This is a genomic window from Komagataeibacter rhaeticus, from assembly GCF_011611525.1.
In the GTDB taxonomy this organism is placed as follows: Bacteria; Pseudomonadota; Alphaproteobacteria; order Acetobacterales; family Acetobacteraceae; genus Komagataeibacter; species Komagataeibacter rhaeticus.
Genome location: NZ_CP050139.1, coordinates 610,933 through 626,064, shown reverse-complemented (window position 1 = coordinate 626,064; position 15,132 = coordinate 610,933). Strand labels below are relative to the sequence as shown.

Annotated in this window: 14 protein-coding genes; 7 read left to right on the top strand and 7 right to left on the bottom strand. The window is 65.6% G+C overall.

Annotated features, from left to right (window positions below; genetic code table 11):
- Positions 1-40 precede the first annotated feature (40 nt).
- Positions 41-829 (top strand): DsbA family protein, encoded by a 789-nt coding sequence (locus tag GWK63_RS02970; RefSeq protein ID WP_007399022.1) that lies wholly within the window; start codon positions 41-43, stop codon positions 827-829.
- An 85-nt stretch (positions 830-914) separates the two neighbouring features.
- On the opposite strand, the gene hemA is transcribed toward GWK63_RS02970, so the two are convergent.
- Together hemA and GWK63_RS02960 are read right to left on the bottom strand one after the other, a co-directional pair.
- A complete protein-coding gene (hemA, locus tag GWK63_RS02965) occupies positions 915-2,198 on the bottom strand; it encodes a 5-aminolevulinate synthase (protein WP_007399021.1) in 1,284 nt (427 codons plus the stop codon).
- A 190-nt stretch (positions 2,199-2,388) separates the two neighbouring features.
- The gene (locus GWK63_RS02960; protein WP_034928999.1) at positions 2,389-2,853 is read right to left on the bottom strand and encodes a hypothetical protein; all 465 of its coding nucleotides are present in this window, start codon (positions 2,851-2,853) and stop codon (positions 2,389-2,391) included.
- A gap of 133 nt (positions 2,854-2,986) precedes the next feature.
- On the opposite strand from GWK63_RS02960, the gene GWK63_RS02955 reads away from it, so the two are divergent.
- From GWK63_RS02955 to GWK63_RS02945, 3 genes are read left to right on the top strand one after another with little or no spacing between them, the layout of a single operon-like run.
- Positions 2,987-4,915 (top strand): transketolase-like TK C-terminal-containing protein, encoded by a 1,929-nt coding sequence (locus GWK63_RS02955; protein ID WP_007399018.1) that lies wholly within the window; start codon positions 2,987-2,989, stop codon positions 4,913-4,915.
- A gap of 32 nt (positions 4,916-4,947) precedes the next feature.
- Positions 4,948-5,970 (top strand): type I glyceraldehyde-3-phosphate dehydrogenase, encoded by a 1,023-nt coding sequence (gene gap / locus GWK63_RS02950; RefSeq protein ID WP_034928996.1) that lies wholly within the window; start codon positions 4,948-4,950, stop codon positions 5,968-5,970.
- Positions 5,970-7,193, top strand: a complete 1,224-nt coding sequence (locus GWK63_RS02945; RefSeq protein ID WP_007399016.1) for a phosphoglycerate kinase — start codon at positions 5,970-5,972, stop codon at positions 7,191-7,193. The genes gap and GWK63_RS02945 overlap by 1 nt, the downstream gene beginning before the upstream one ends.
- Positions 7,194-7,406: 213 nt before the next feature.
- Here GWK63_RS02945 and GWK63_RS02940 read toward each other — a convergent pair whose 3' ends face one another.
- From GWK63_RS02940 to GWK63_RS02920, 5 genes are all read right to left on the bottom strand, one after another.
- Positions 7,407-8,033: a LysE family translocator gene (locus GWK63_RS02940; RefSeq protein WP_039999322.1), complete on the bottom strand. Its 627-nt coding sequence runs from the start codon at positions 8,031-8,033 to the stop codon at positions 7,407-7,409.
- A gap of 169 nt (positions 8,034-8,202) precedes the next feature.
- Positions 8,203-9,207 carry a signal recognition particle-docking protein FtsY gene (ftsY, locus tag GWK63_RS02935; protein WP_007399013.1) on the bottom strand — a complete coding sequence of 335 codons (1,005 nt, stop codon included), beginning with the start codon at positions 9,205-9,207 and terminating at the stop codon, positions 8,203-8,205.
- A gap of 1 nt (position 9,208) precedes the next feature.
- A complete protein-coding gene (gene mtaB / locus GWK63_RS02930) occupies positions 9,209-10,456 on the bottom strand; it encodes a tRNA (N(6)-L-threonylcarbamoyladenosine(37)-C(2))-methylthiotransferase MtaB (RefSeq protein WP_099963267.1) in 1,248 nt (415 codons plus the stop codon).
- A complete protein-coding gene (gene dapF / locus GWK63_RS02925) occupies positions 10,453-11,277 on the bottom strand; it encodes a diaminopimelate epimerase (protein WP_007399012.1) in 825 nt (274 codons plus the stop codon). Before dapF ends, mtaB begins: the two co-directional genes overlap by 4 nt.
- 73 nt (positions 11,278-11,350) lie before the next feature.
- Positions 11,351-11,752 (bottom strand): VOC family protein, encoded by a 402-nt coding sequence (locus GWK63_RS02920; protein ID WP_007399011.1) that lies wholly within the window; start codon positions 11,750-11,752, stop codon positions 11,351-11,353.
- Positions 11,753-11,839: 87 nt separating this feature from the next.
- On the opposite strand from GWK63_RS02920, the gene GWK63_RS02915 reads away from it, so the two are divergent.
- From GWK63_RS02915 to GWK63_RS02905, 3 genes are all read left to right on the top strand, one after another.
- Entirely contained in the window at positions 11,840-12,484 is a 645-nt protein-coding gene (locus GWK63_RS02915; RefSeq protein ID WP_007399009.1) for a class I SAM-dependent methyltransferase, read from the top strand.
- A 174-nt stretch (positions 12,485-12,658) separates the two neighbouring features.
- A complete protein-coding gene (locus GWK63_RS02910) occupies positions 12,659-14,554 on the top strand; it encodes a hypothetical protein (protein WP_039999299.1) in 1,896 nt (631 codons plus the stop codon).
- Between the two features lie 115 nt (positions 14,555-14,669).
- The gene (locus GWK63_RS02905) at positions 14,670-15,017 is read left to right on the top strand and encodes a hypothetical protein (protein ID WP_007399006.1); all 348 of its coding nucleotides are present in this window, start codon (positions 14,670-14,672) and stop codon (positions 15,015-15,017) included.
- The last annotated feature ends 115 nt before the right edge of the window (positions 15,018-15,132 follow it).

Here is a 15,132-nt window from a genome sequence, read left to right as displayed (position 1 = left end):
ACAGAAGCACCCTATCGCGACATGACAACGGAGCAAACCCGTGACATTCATTTCCCCCCGCCGGTACCGTCCGCGCCTGCTGCCCATCCTGCTGGCCACGGGGGCCGTCATGATCGCCCGCCCCGGCACGGGCCATGCCGCCGATCCCGCCGCGACCTTCACCCCCGCCCAGCGGCAGGAAATCGTGGAGATCATGCGCAACGCCCTGAAAACCGATCCCACCATCCTGTCCGATGCCATTGCCGCCCTGCGCAGCACCGCCAATGCGGCCCAGCAGAACGCGGCCCGCAGCGCGCTGGAAAGCCACCGCGCCGACCTGCTCACACCCGCTGCCAGCGACGCCATACTGGGCAACCCGCAGGGGCACACCACAGTGGTGGAATTCTATGACCCGCGCTGCCCCTATTGCCGCAAGGTGCTGCCCGACCTGGACCGCCTTGCGCGGGAGGACAGGGACCTGCGCATTGTGGAGAAGGTCATTCCCGTACTGGGCCAGGGCAGCCTGATCACCTCGCAGGCGTTGGTGGCGGCCTTCGTGCAGGGGGGACAGGCCGCCTATTTCCGCATGCAGGCGGCGGTGATGGGGGATTCCGCCGCCCCCACGGCTGAACGCATGCGCACGCTGGCCACCCAGTCGGGCCTGAACGCCGCAACACTGGCCACGGACATGAATGGCGCCAGGGTCACCGCCATCCTGCAGGCCAACATGGAACTGGCCCGCGCCATCGGGCTGGACGGCACGCCCACCTTCGTGTTCAACGCCCGCCAGATCATTCCCGGCGCCGTGGGCTATGACGACCTGAAGAAAGCCATTGCCCAGAGCCGCTGAGGGCCGGTCATGCCCCACATGAAATAAGGCCGGTCGCACACAGCGACCGGCCTTTTTCATCAGGAGCGGCCTGCCTGTCCCGCAATCAGGCCATGGCCGCGACGGGCGGTGCCTCCGTCAGGTCATTGAGGCGCAGCAGATGCGTCAGCGCCGCCACCATGTCGTCCATCATCTGGTCGGTATGGTACGGCCCCGGCGTCAGGCGCAGGCGCTCGGTGCCACGGGGCACGGTGGGATAGTTGATGGGGGTGGCATAGATCCCGTAATCATTGAGCAGCCTGTCGCTCAGTTCACGGCAGCGCTCGGCATTGCCCACCGGGATCGGCACGATATGGCTCGGCGTCATGGTAAAGGGCACGCCCGCCCGGCGCAGCTTGTCACGGAAGGTATTGACACGTTCGAACATGCGCTCGCGCCGCCAGCCATCCTTGCGCACCTGCTGCACGCTGGCCAGCGCCGCGGCCACCACCGCGGGCGGCAGCGACGTGGTGAAGATGAAACCCGAGGCGGACAGGCGCAGGTATTCCACGATGTCGCTGGACGCGGTGATGTAGCCGCCATGCACGCCAAAGCCCTTGGCCAGCGTGCCCTCGATGATGTCCACCTGCTCCGCGACCCCGTCGCGCTGCGATACGCCACCGCCCTGCGCGCCATACAGGCCCACGGCATGGACTTCATCAAGATAGGTCATGGCGCCATATTTGCGGGCCAGCGCGCAGGTGGCGGCAATGTCGGAAATGTCGCCATCCATGGAATACACGCTCTCGAACGCGATAAGCTTGGGCGCATCGGCGGGGGCTGCGGCCAGCTTGGCTTCCAGGTCGGCCAGGTCGTTATGTTCGTAGATGACGGTGGTGGACCCGCGCGCGCCCTTGATGCCCGCGATCATGGAGGCATGGTTCAGCCGGTCGGAAAAGCAGATCCAGCCCGGCATGCTGGTCAGGATGGTCTGCAGCGATGCCTGGTTGGACACGTAGCCCGATACGAACAGCAGGCCCGCTTCCTTGCCATGCAGGTCGGCCAGTTCCGCCTCCAGCGCGGTATGGACGGGGCTGGTACCCGCGATGTTGCGCGTGCCGCCGGCACCCGCGCCATGTTCATGGATGGCCTGGATGGCGGCCTCGACCACAACGGGGTCAACGCCCATGCCAAGGTAATCGTTGGAAGACCAGACCACCACTTCCCGGTCCCGCGGGCAGGCGGGGGTGGCGGGGGTGGCCGCTGCTTCGGGCTGTTCGTAAAGCGGATACCGCTCGGCCTGGCGTGCCAGTGGGGTGAACTGCCGGTATCGTCCCTGTGCGCGGATATTTTCCAGTGCCGTGCGGCAGAACCGGAAGAACGGATGCCCATCCACATGATTACTGGACACTGCTGCTTTTCTCCATGCACACCACCCGCCTGTTGTGCGCGGGGGCTTCATTCATTACGGCCATGCACTGGCATGGCCCTTCACGCGGGGGCGTGTTTTCCCCGTCACGTGGCGCTGTCGCTGGCGGTTAACCACCGGCGGGCCAGCCTTTATGGCATGAGGGAGGCGGTAATTGCAAAACCGCATTCGGCTACTCGACGTAGATGCAGACCTGCATTGCACTGCCGGAGGAGATGGTACGGGCATCCATCTCGGTCTGGCTGCCCCCCGCACCCGCATCCATGACCGCCTGGAGCACCGGCTGGCCGCTGGCCGCCACCACGCCGCTCAGGTCGCCCGGCGTGCCGTCCGCCCTGTCGGGCACGTTGACGACAATGGTGAACAGGGCATTGGGCTTGCGCGCCAGCGCATCGGTCACGGCGGCCATAACCGCCGGGCGCCACTGGCTTTGTGGCGTACCGGCCACGATGGTCACCAGCGCCGGACGGTCCATGCCCGGCACGGGCGGCGGTGGCGCCTGGGGCAGGCGGGGCGGGTCGCCCGCATGGCGGTTGAAGGTTTTCTGGCTGACCAGCGCGCACCCGCCCAGCACCGGCAGGCACAGGGCGGCGGCAAGAAGGGCACGGCGGGCGGGGCGGGCGCGGGGAGGGTGCATGGCCCGCTACAGATACAGTATCGCCCCCGCCGGGCATAGTGGGCAGCGCTGCAATGTTGCCGCCATGCGCGCGGCGCAGTAGTACAGGCCAGGCGGCTCCAAGCGATCCTGCCCCGACATATGGACGATGCCGATGCCAGAAGATCAAGCCTGTGCTTCCCTGCCCGATGGTGGCCCCCCGGCCGCCCCCAGCATGCCCGAACGCCTGATAACGGCAATCCGCCACGCCATTGGCGTACATGAACCCGACCGGCGCTATGCCCCGCATGCGCGGGTCATGGCCGGTTTCTGCGCTGTGCTGTGGAGTCGCTTCCTGCGCTTCGACCCCGCAAGCCCGGAATGGCCGGACCGCGACCGCTTTGTCGTCTCCTCCCCGCGCTACCGCGTGCTGCCCACCATCATGGCCGAACTGTCCGGGCAGGCCCCCCTGCCCCCGCACGGCGCCCACCCCGACACCCCGCCCCATGAACGCCAGGCCTGCGGCCCCAACGGGCAGGGGCTGGGGGCGGCCATCGGCATGGCGCTGGCCGAACACAGGCTGGCGGCCCGTTTTGGCCGCTCGCTGGTCAACCACCGCATCTGGGCGCTGGGATGCTGGACGGAACTCTCCACCGGGGTGGCGCTGGAAACGGCGGCGCTGGCGGGGGAAATGACGCTGGACCGCGTGACACTGGTGGTGGGCCTGTGGCACAGCGAACGCGAACAGGTGGACGCCATCCTGCCACGCTACAGTGCATCGGGCTGGTCCGTGCGCAAGGTGGATGCGGGCAATCCCGAACAGATCGCAACCGCCATCGCTTCTTCCCAACGCACGCACAAACCCTGCCTGATCGCCTGCATCGCCACCGCCGAAACCGGGCCACAGCCCCCCTTTGTCGATGATCCGGGCCTGTGGGCGGGTGCCGCGCGGCGCGGCGCCAGCGCCCGGCGTTCGTGGCTGCGGCGGCTGCTCAAGGACCGGCAGAAGGCGGAATTCGAGCGCATGGCCCGCAACCAGCGCCCCGCCTTCTGGCAACCCGACTGGCAGCGTACCTGGCGCGAGGAAGGGACGGCCATTGCCCGGGTTTCCCCCGCCTTCGCCGCGCGGCGCGGACTCGAGACACTGCATGAACTCCTGCCCGAACTGATCTGCCTGCGTTCACGCCAGGGCATGCTGGCCGACCTGTCGGCCCACCGGCGCAGCAGTGGCGAGGCAGAGCTGAACTGCGGCACCCAGGTCCATGGCATGGCGGCCCTGCTGAATGGTATTGCGCTGCATGGCGGGCTGCTGGCCTTCGGGGCATCCACCATCATCGCGGTGGACCGCATGCGCCCCGCCCTGCGCTACGCCGCCATGACCGACCAGCAGGTGATCTACCTGCTGACCGATGACAACATGCTCAGCGGCGACAACACGGGCGGCTGGCGCCCGGTGGAACAGCTTGCCAGCCTGCGCGCCATGCCCAATATGGCGGTTTTCCGTCCCGCCGACCACCGCGAGACCATGGAATGCCTGGAACTGGCGCTGCGCCGCACCACCGGGCCAAGCCTGCTGACGCTGGAATCCACCCCCATCCTGTCCGCCCCCGCGCCCGAGCGCGAACTGCACGGGCTAACCAACCTGTGCGCGCGCGGCGGCTATGTGCTGGCCGAGGCACAGGGACCACGGCAGGTAACGCTGGTCGCCACGGGGCATGAGGCGATCATGGCGCTGGCCGCGCGCAAACTGCTGAAGGAAGCGGGGATTGCCGCGGCTGTCGTATCCCTTCCATGCTGGGAACTGTTCGCCGCCCAAAAAATGACGTATCGTGCTGCCGTGCTGGGAACGGCACCCCGGATCGGGATAGAGGCCGCATCGGGGTTTGGATGGGAACGCTGGCTTGGCGCAGACGGAATTTTCGTTGGCATTGACGGGTTCGGGGCATCCCCGGACCAGCCCGGCAGCCCGGCTGACATCACGCCGGAACGGATCTGCCGCGATGCCATGCGGCTGCTCGCCCCCCTGTCCGACACCCTGCCTGGAACCGCGGGAGGAAACGGCGCGCCTCCACCCGGAATGGCATCGGTCGATGCCAGTGTGTGAACATGTCTGACCCTTACGGAGAAAATAAGAAAATGGCTGTTAAAGTCGCAATAAACGGTTTTGGTCGCATTGGTCGCCTCGTGCTGCGTGGCATTATCGAAAGCGGGCGCACGGATGTCGTGCCCGTTGCCATCAATGACCTCGGCAGCGTGGAAGACAACGCACACCTGCTGTCCTATGACAGCGTGCACGGCCGGTTCCCCGCCGATGTGAAGGTGAATGGCAACCAGATCATCATCACCGCCAATGGCCGCACCTACGCCCCCATCACCGTCTCGGCCGAGGCCGACCCGACAAAGGTCCCCTTCCAGGGCGTTGATGTGGCCATGGAATGCACCGGCCGCTTCACGGACAAGGAAAAGGCCGCCCAGCTGATCAAGGCGGGCGCGCGCAAGGTAATCGTCTCCGCCCCCGCGTCGGGCGTGGATGCCACCATCGTGTTCGGCGTGAACCAGGACGTGCTGACACCGGACATGACCGTCATCTCCAATGCCTCGTGCACCACCAACTGCCTGGCCCCGGTGGCCAAGGTGCTGGATGACGCATTCGGCATCGAATGCGGCTACATGGTCACCATCCATTCCTATACCGGCGACCAGCGCACGGTGGACACCCTGCACAAGGACCTGCGCCGCGCACGCGGGGCGGCGCTGAACATGATCCCGACCTCCACCGGGGCCGCGCGCGCCGTGGGGCTGGTGCTGCCGCACCTCAAGGGCAAGCTGGACGGCACCGCCATCCGCGTGCCCACGCCCAATGTCTCGCTCGTCTCGCTGGACTTCGTGCCCAAGACCGCCCCCGCTTCCGTCGAGGCGGTGAACGAAGCCGTGCGCAAGGCGTCCGAATCCGGGCCGCTCAAGGGCATCCTTGCCTACAACACGGCACCGCTGGTCAGCACGGATTTCAACCACTCCATCGCGTCCTCCACCTTTGATGCCACCCAGACGGCGGTGATCGATGGGGGCCGGCTGGTGCGCATCTGCAGCTGGTATGACAACGAATGGGGCTTCTCCAACCGCATGGCCGACACGGCCGCCGTGTTCGGGGCACTGTAATGGCCGCCGCTTCATTCAAGACGCTGGACAGCCTTGATGCCACCGGCAAGAAGGTACTCCTGCGCGCCGACCTGAACGTGCCCGTGCGCAACCGGCAGATCACCGATGCGACACGGATCATCCGCCTGCTGCCCACCATACAGGAACTGGCGCAGAAGGGTGCCAGGGTGATCGTGGTCAGTCACTTCGACCGCCCGAAGGGCCAGCGCGTGCCCGAAATGTCGCTTGGCCCCATTGCCGACGCGCTGGGTGACGCGCTGGGCCGCCCGGTCACCTTTGTCGATGACTGCATCGGCCCCAAGGCGCAGCAGGCCGTGGACGCCATGCAGGACGGTGACGTGGTGGTGCTGGAAAACACCCGCTTCTACCCCGGTGAGGAGCAGAACGATCCCGAACTGGCCAAGGGGTTCGCGGCCCTGGCCGATTACTACGTGAACGATGCCTTCTCGGCCGCCCACCGTGCCCATGCCTCGACCGAGGGCGTGGCCCGCCTGCTGCCGTCCTTTGCCGGGCGACTTATGGAGACGGAACTCAACGCGCTCAACATCGCGCTGGAAAACCCCGCGCGCCCGGTGGGCGCGATCGTGGGGGGGGCCAAGATCTCGACCAAGCTCGACCTGATCGGCAACCTGCTTGAAAAAGTGGACATGCTGATCATCGGCGGGGCCATGGCCAACACCTTCCTTGCCGCACAGGGCGTGAATGTCGGCCGTTCGCTGCAGGAAGCGGACATGCACGACACCGCGCGCGCCATCATGGCCAAGGCAAGGGAAAAGGGCTGCGAGATCGTACTGCCGGTCGATGCCGTGACCGCGACCGACTTCCAGGCCAATGTGCCGACCCGCACGGTAGCCATCAGCGCCATCCCGGCCGATGCGATGGTACTGGACGTAGGGCCGGAGACGGTGATGCTGATCAACCAGAAGATCACCACCCTGAAGACCCTGGTCTGGAACGGCCCGCTGGGTGCGTTCGAGATCCCGCCCTTCGATACCGCGACCAATGCCGTGGCAAAGGAAGTGGCAAGGCTGACCGATGCGGGCGTGCTGAAAAGCATTGCCGGTGGCGGGGACACGGTCTCCGCCCTGCGCCATGCGGGGGTGGAAAAGCACATCTCCTACATCTCCAGCGCTGGCGGTGCCTTTCTGGAGTGGCTGGAAGGCAAGACCCTGCCGGGTATCATGGCGCTGGAAAGCGTGTTTGACCGCGCCATGCCGATCTGACCTGCGGCAGGCCGCCACGGTCCGGAGGAAAAGGGATCACCCCCAGGTGGTCCCTTTTTTCATGGCCAGTGTTCATGCCCTCGGGGAGGGTCCGCCATAAGGGCGTCCTGGGTGAGGCTTTTTTCAGAAAGCCTCAGGAAACGTTGCCTTTTTTCAAAAAGCTGGCACCAAAAATCTTCATTTCCCATCAATGCGCTTCATTTCATCAGTTTCTCAGCCGCGTGAAAGGCCGAGCCTGAGACCGAAGCCTATGAACACGCATCCGGTCAACCGGTCCATGGCCCGCATGATGGACGCGCGCCGCAGCAGGCGGCCAAGGGAATGGCCGGTAAACGCTACCAGGACCAGCCATCCGCAGCTCAGGGCCGCCTGCAGGCCCGAAAGCAGGAAAAGGTAAGGCCCTGCCTGCACGTTGCCGGGCACGAACTGCGGCAGGAAGGAAATATAGAAAACCCCCACCTTGGGGTTGAGCAGGTTCTGCAGCATCCCGCGCAGGAAATAACCATGCCGCCCGCCATCCGGCACCGCGCCAGCCAGCTGGCTGCCATCACGGCGGGGAAACAGGAGCATCCTGCCCCCGGCCCATAACAGATAGGCCGCACCCGTTATCCTGATGGCATCAAATGCCGGGCGGGAAGCCGCCAGCAGCGCCCCCAGCCCGGTGGCCACCGCCACACCCCATGCAAGGCAGCCACATACCACGCCAAGGGCCGCCAGCACCGCTTTTTCCCGCCCTGCCGTAGTGGCCGTGCGCAGCACCAGCGCGGTATCCAGTCCCGGCGTAATGGCCATGACAAACGCGGTGAGCGCGAAGGAAAGAAGGGATTGCGATATCGTCATGATCATGCCTCCAGACCTGCCTGTCAGGGTGCGCGGATACGGAACAAAGGTTTCCGGGCGCCACTTTTCCCCAAAAAGGCGGCGTTCCCCGAAGCTTTTTGAAAAAAGCTTCGCCAAAAACTTCCCTCTGCCCTGCCACGCACTTCTGGGCGCGCTGTCAGGCCGACCCTCAGCCCTGATGCGCGGGGGGCTGCTCGCTGCCCGCCGCCTGTCCGTCGGGTGCGGACTGCGCGTCATCACGCTCGATGACTTTTATGCTGTCGCCCACCAGTCCCCTGGCAAACGCCTCGGCGGAGAAGGGACGCAGGTCGTCCGCCTGCTCGCCCACGCCCACCAGATGCACCGGCAGGCCGAACGCATCGGCCAGCGCCACCACAATACCGCCGCGGGCCGAGCCATCCAGCTTGGTCACGACCAGCCCGGTCACGTTGACCAGTTCCTTGAACACCCGCACCTGTTCCACCGCGTTCTGCCCGGTGGTGGCATCCAGCACCAGCAGCACGGAATGGGGTGCTGTTTCGTCAAACTTGCGCATGACGCGGATGATCTTGGCCAGTTCCTCCATCAGCGCGCTCTTGTTGTGCAGGCGGCCGGCCGTATCAACCAGCAGCAGGTCGGCCTGTTCCGCGGTGGCGCGCTTGAGCGCCTCGAACGCCAGCCCCGCCGCATCGGCATTGGGCCTGCCCGCGATCACGGGCGCCCCCGTGCGCTCGCCCCATACCTGTAACTGCTCGACGGCTGCGGCGCGGAAGGTATCGCCCGCCACCATCATCACCTTCTTGCCCTGCTCCCCATAAAAGCGGGCCATCTTGCCGATGGTGGTGGTCTTGCCCGTGCCGTTCACCCCCACCACAAGCACCACATGCGGCTTGTGCTTCGGATCAGGTTCAAACGGAATGGCGACGGGCTGGAGGATATTGGCAATCTCCTCCGCCAGGGCGGCGCGCACTTCCTCATCCGTCACTTCCTTGCCGAATTTGGCGCGGCGGAAGGAGTCGATCACCTTTTCGGCCACGCTGGGACCCAGGTCGGCGGAGATCAGCAGGTCCTCAAGTTCCTCCAGCGCCTCGTCATCCAGCTTGCGCCGGGTGAACACGGCGGTAATGCCGCCGCTGAGTTTCTGGGTGGAGCGGGACAGTCCCGCCTTGAGCCGTGAGAAGAAGCCAAGAGCCATATCAGAGAATTTCCGCAACCAGTCCGTTATCGTCAACCGCCACCGGCCGCACCGTCTCGATGCGCCCGGCCACGGACACCGCGTCGTCCACCAGCCTGACGGGGGCAAATTCCTCGGAATGGCCCGCCGTGTCCGTTTCCATCAATACGCGCAGGGATTGCCCCAGCAGGCGAGTATGGAAGGCCCGCGCCGCCTCCGCCCCCGCGGCCCGCAGCCGGGCCGCGCGTTCCCTGCGCGCGGGCACCGCAATGGCGGGCATGCGGGCCGCGGGCGTGCCCGGCCGCTCACTATAGGGAAAGACATGCAGGTAGGGCAGTGCGTTGTCCCGTACAAAAGCGAGTGTCTGCGCGAACAGTTCCTCATCCTCGGTCGGGAAACCGGCGATGATGTCCGCCCCGATGCCAATATCGGGCCGCAGCGCCCGCGCCCGCGCCACCACACCTGCCGCATCCGCTGTCAGATGCCGGCGCTTCATGCGCTTGAGGATGATGTCACTCCCCGCCTGCAGCGACAGGTGCAGATAGGGCATGAAGCGCGGCTCGGCTTCCAGCAGCTTCCAGATATCCTCATCAATTTCCACCGGATCGACCGAGGACAGGCGCAGCCGCTCCAGTTCCGGCACCAGGGCAAGCAGCCTGCGGCACAGCTGCCCCAGCAGCGGCCTGCCCGGCAGGTCGCCGCCCCATGAGGTGATGTCCACCCCCGTCAGCACCACTTCGCGGTAGCCGGACTGCACAAGGGCGCGCACCTGTTCCACCACCGCACCGACCGGCACCGAGCGTGACGGCCCGCGCCCGAAGGGGATGATGCAGAAGGTGCAGCGATGGTCACAGCCCTGCTGCACCTCCACGAACGCACGGGTGCGGCCCGCGAACTCGGTCACCAGATGGGGTGCTGTCTCGCGCGCGGCCATGATGTCGGACACGGCATTGCCCTGCCCCAGCGCCATCTCGCTCCAGCTTGCGGCCTCCAGCTTTTCACGGTTGCCCAGCACGCGGGTCACACCGGGCAGGGCCGCCCAGCGTTCGGGGTCGATCTGGGCGGCGCAGCCGGTTACCACAATGCGCGCGTCAGGGCGTTCGCGATGGGCGCGGCGCACGGCCTGGCGCGCCTGTCGCTCCGCCTCGCCCGTCACCGCGCAGGTGTTCACGATCACCACATTGTCCAGCCCTGCGGCATGGCTGCGCATCACCTCGCTCTCATAGGTGTTGAGGCGGCAGCCGAAGGTCAGGATTTCCGGCTTCTTCATCGGGGGTAGTCTTCCGGGCTGAACGTGCCGGTAAAGCTGGTGGTGGCCGGGCCGGTCATGAGCACATGGCCATCATCGCCACGCCATGTGATTTCCAGTTTGCCCCCATCCATTTCCACCGTGCAGGTACGGTCCACCAGCCCGCGCCGCACGGCGTTGACCACGGCGGCGCACGCGCCCGAACCGCAGGCCCGCGTCAGCCCGCTGCCGCGTTCCCACACCCGCAGGCGCATGGACCCGCGCGACGTGACATGCGCAAAGCCAATGTTGGCGCGCTGGGGGAACAGGGGGTGGTGTTCCAGTTCCGGCCCCGCAACACACGGGTCCATGCCGTCGGGCGCGGGCAGGAAGAACGTGGCGTGCGGGTTGCCCATGGAGACGGCCGCCGGGTCACCCGCCATGGGCAGGTGAAGCGTATCCATGGCTTCGGCCAGCGGCACATCGGCCCAGCCCTGCGCGGGCACGCCCATGTCCACCGTTACCACGCCCGGGCGCACAAGGGTGGCGGACAGCACGCCCGCGCGCGTCTGCAACCCGACCTGCGCCCGCCCGCTCTCCCGCGCCACAAGGTCGGCCACGCAGCGTGAGGCATTGCCACACGCGCCGGATTCCGAACCATCGGCATTGAAGAAGCGTACGAACACATCCGCCCCTTCGGCGCAGGCCGGGCGCAGGGTCACGAACTGGTCACAGCCAATGCCCGTATGCCGGTCACACAGGGCGGCGATACGCGCGGGTGTAAGATCATGGCGATGGGTGCGTTCATCCACCACCACGAAGTCATTGCCAAGCCCGTGCATCTTGAGAAAACCGGTCATCATCCGTCCTGTATAAGGCCAAGCCGCCCCCGTTTGCGAGCGGGATGGCACCACAGGCGCCCGCTTGCAAGCCCGATCAGACAAAACGCCCCGGCCTGCCGCGCTGCAGGACCTCGATCCGGTAGCCGTCGGGGTCGGTCACGAAGAAGAACCGGCCCACGAACCGCTCCCCGCACGACATGTCCTTCACCGCAAGCGGTGACAGGCCCGCGGCGGTAAGGCGTGCATGTTCCGCGTCCACATCCGCAACCGACACCGCCAGATGGCCATAGCCATCCCCCAGGTCATAGGGCGCGGTCCGGTCGTGGTTTACGGTCAGTTCCAGTTCGAATGTCTGTTCGTCATTGGACAGGTAGATAAGGGTAAAGGTGTCAAAAACAAGCCGGTCGGCCACCGTCAGGCCAAAGGCCGTTTCATAAAAGGCAAGGCTTGCCGCCGCGTCACGCACGCGGATCATGGAATGGATCATGCGGGCCATCTGTTTTTCTCCTGTCACACATGCGCGGGCGCATGATAATACGCCCCCCAATCGGGCGTTGTTTCATCTGTACTGTCTGGCACATCCATGAATGACCTGCACGGGTTCCACCCGCAATCCTTTACTGCCGCATCGGGGGAATCCGACACGGCATTCTATTCGCGCAGACCCGCCGGCCCCATGCTGGACCAGGGCGCGCAGGCCGCCATCACCGCGCTGTACCGCACCCTGCTGCCCGAGGGCGGCGACATCCTTGACCTTATGGCCGGTCCCGACAGCCACCTGCCGCCCGATATGGAATTCGGCAGCGTGATCGGCATTGGCGTGAATGCCCAGGCGCTGGACAGCAACACCCGCCTGACCGACCGCGTGGTGGAAGACCTGAACGAGACCCCCGAGCTGCCGCTGGCCGATGAAAGCATGGATGCCGTGCTGCTGTGCGACGTGGCCCCCTACCTGCGCCAGCCCGTGGCCCTGCTGCGCGAGGCAGCCCGCGTGCTGCAGCCCGGCGGCCTGATCATCCTGACATCCGGCACGCGCTTCATACCGCACAAGGCCACCGCCCTGTGGCAGGCGCTGGATGAAACCGACCGCCGCCGCATGCTGGAAACCCTGCTGGCGCGCGCGGGTTTTGGCCCGGTGGACAACGGCACCGTCACCCCCGCGCCAGAGGACCTGTTCTGGCACGACGCGGTCCATGCCATGACCGCCCGCCGCCCGGATGTCGTGTAACACCACGTCATGTAACGCCACCACGCGGGGCTGCCCACGGCCCCGGACAGGAAGAATGGACGGGACGGGCCATGGACCCGGGCATTCTTAAAAGAAAATATTATTTACCTGTTTATCCGGAAATGTTTTGACATATATAGTCTGAAACCTAACCGTGGGGCCTCCTGACCTTAAATGCGGATTCCGTCCTTTTCCATGCATCGGCGCGCCAGCATTGCAGGCATGCTGATGGTGTGTTCCTTCCTGGCACCCGCATGCGCGGCATGGGCCGATGATGATCCGGAATCGCTGGATATCATGGAACGCCAGATGGAACATCTGCAGCAGCAGCAGATGGCGCTCCAGAACGATCTCATGGCCATGCGCCAGCAGATCGCCCGTCACCGCGCCCAGATGGGGGGCAGCAGCGCGGCCACGGGCCATCCGCTGCAGGTCACCGGGTCGGGCGGGCATGTGCGTGGCGGCTGGGTACCCAGCGAAGGCCATGCCACCGCCATGAGTGTGGCCGGCACCGGGGCGGAGATGGAAACACGCGGGCGCATGCCGCATATCGGTGGCCGTTCCGCCCCCGCCACGTTCGAACCCGTTGACCAGCCGACGCTGGAATCCGTCGTGGCCCACCGGGAGGAAGACCTGATCTCCCACATGGCCAACAACAATGTCGGCCCCCACAACCGCGAGACGGTGGGCGCGCAGTCCGCCGGCGCGCTGGGCAGCAAGGTGTTCCACCTTGGTCCCGTCTCCATCATCCTGGGCGGGTTCTTCGATGCGGCGGCGCTGGTGGAAAACCGGCAGGTCTCGTCTGGCATATTCAATTACTGGAACGCCATTCCCTTCCGTGACAGCTCGAACTTCCACACCACGAACTTCAATGGGGATGCGCGGTATTCGCGCTTCTCGCTCATGGCGCGCGGGCAGCTCAATCCGCACCTGACCGTAGCGGGATTCGTGGAAACCGATTTTGGCGCCAGTGCCGAGACCACCAACCCGTATGAGAGCAATTCCTATGTGCCCCGCCTGCGGCAGGCCTATCTGACACTGGATGATTCGCGCGCGAACACGCATTTCCTGATCGGTCAGGCCTGGACCATGCTCACGCCTGACCGCGTGGGCATCGTGCCCCGTCAGGAAAGCCTGCCCGAAACCATCGAATCCTCCATCCTGGCGGGCCAGACCTGGTCGCGGCAGTGGCAGGTGCGCATTGTCAAGGACTACCTGCAGCACCGGCTGTGGACGGGCCTGTCCATCGAGAATCCGGCCACGATCTATGACACCACCGGCTTTGGCGATGACCTGGGCAATGGTGAATACGCCCTGCCCAACGGGGGGTATGCCAAGATCGGGTCCAACGGCGTGGGGCTGAGCAGCGCCACCACCAACTATTCCAACGAAATAGCGCCCGACGTGATCGGCAAACTGGCATGGGACCCCCACTGGGGCCATTACGAAGTGGAAGGCGTGGTCCACTTCCCGCATGACCGTTCGGTCATAAACGGCGTGGGTGAAAACCATACCGCCGTTGCCTGGGGCGTTGGCGGATCGATGATCCTGCCGGTCATCCCGCACCGGCTGGAAGTGCGGCTGGCGGGGCTTACGGGGCGGGGCATCGGGCGCTATGGTTCGGTGCTGCTGCCCGATGCGACACTGCGTGCCAACGGCGCGCCGGCCCTGCTGTCCTCGGCCCAGACCACGGCTGGCGTGATCGCGCACCCCAACAAGATGCTCGACGTATACGGCTATTTCGGCATGCAGCGTTCGGGCCGCAGCTATTTTGACGAAGGCGGCAATGCCTATGGCTATGGCAACCCGCTGGCGGACAATACCGGGTGCATGACGGAGGGCTCGGACCTCAACACCGCGGCACTGGGCGGCTGCACCGCCAACATCCGCTCGGTGGAGGAGTTTACCATCGGTGCCTGGTACCGCTTCATCCACGGGCAGTACGGCACGGTGCAGGCGGGCACGCAGCTGGCCTATTCGCGCGTGCATACATGGGGTGGCATGGGGGGCGCGCCCACCACCAGCCTGAGCGAGATCTTCTTCGACTTCCGCTACCTGCCCTTCCAGTAAGGGCATCCCGCGCCGGGGCGGGATATTGCGTCGCGCCGGGAAAAGGAGGATGGTGACCCCGCTATGGGGAACGAAGGAAGGGCCTGCGCTCATGTCAATCAGGTTGCGGCGGTGGATGGTGTGGGGGTGGCTGTGCGTGGGCCTGATGCCCGGCGTAGCACTGGCTGAAGGTGGCCATGCCGACGCAGGCAACGAAGACCCCGGCGAGGCCTCGCAGCGCCATGCCTCCATGCACCAGCTTTCCAAGCGGCCGCCCCTGCCCCGGCTGCACATGGATTACAGCCAGTACCGTTATATTCCGCACGGCGACAGGATAAAGGAACAGCCGGACCTGAACCGCCTGCTGTTCTGGACACCCACGGGGGAACCGGATGGCTATGCCGAAAAACGCGGCACCGCCATCCTGTATTATGACCGCACGGGCAAGGCCGTGCGCGTCGACACCAACCCCATGGGGCGCTAGGCGCGCCAGTCCGGCCGCCTGATGAAAAACGATAAAAGTTTCTGGGTGCCGCCTTTTTTCGAAGCTTTTGCAAAAAGCTTCACCAGAAACTTCCTTTTCTTTTAAAGCGCCATCA

Coding starts and splice junctions, on each gene's coding strand:
- GWK63_RS02940 (WP_039999322.1), bottom strand. CDS start 8,033: ATGACGATATCGCAATCCCTTCTTTCCTTCGCGCTCACCGCGTTTGTC.
- mtaB (WP_099963267.1), bottom strand. CDS start 10,456: ATGAAGAAGCCGGAAATCCTGACCTTCGGCTGCCGCCTCAACACCTAT.
- GWK63_RS02905 (WP_007399006.1), top strand. CDS start 14,670: ATGGTGTGGGGGTGGCTGTGCGTGGGCCTGATGCCCGGCGTAGCACTG.
- GWK63_RS02945 (WP_007399016.1), top strand. CDS start 5,970: ATGGCCGCCGCTTCATTCAAGACGCTGGACAGCCTTGATGCCACCGGC.
- GWK63_RS02910 (WP_039999299.1), top strand. CDS start 12,659: ATGCGGATTCCGTCCTTTTCCATGCATCGGCGCGCCAGCATTGCAGGC.
- GWK63_RS02915 (WP_007399009.1), top strand. CDS start 11,840: ATGAATGACCTGCACGGGTTCCACCCGCAATCCTTTACTGCCGCATCG.
- dapF (WP_007399012.1), bottom strand. CDS start 11,277: ATGATGACCGGTTTTCTCAAGATGCACGGGCTTGGCAATGACTTCGTG.
- gap (WP_034928996.1), top strand. CDS start 4,948: ATGGCTGTTAAAGTCGCAATAAACGGTTTTGGTCGCATTGGTCGCCTC.
- GWK63_RS02955 (WP_007399018.1), top strand. CDS start 2,987: ATGCCAGAAGATCAAGCCTGTGCTTCCCTGCCCGATGGTGGCCCCCCG.
- GWK63_RS02960 (WP_034928999.1), bottom strand. CDS start 2,853: ATGCACCCTCCCCGCGCCCGCCCCGCCCGCCGTGCCCTTCTTGCCGCC.
- ftsY (WP_007399013.1), bottom strand. CDS start 9,207: ATGGCTCTTGGCTTCTTCTCACGGCTCAAGGCGGGACTGTCCCGCTCC.
- GWK63_RS02920 (WP_007399011.1), bottom strand. CDS start 11,752: ATGGCCCGCATGATCCATTCCATGATCCGCGTGCGTGACGCGGCGGCA.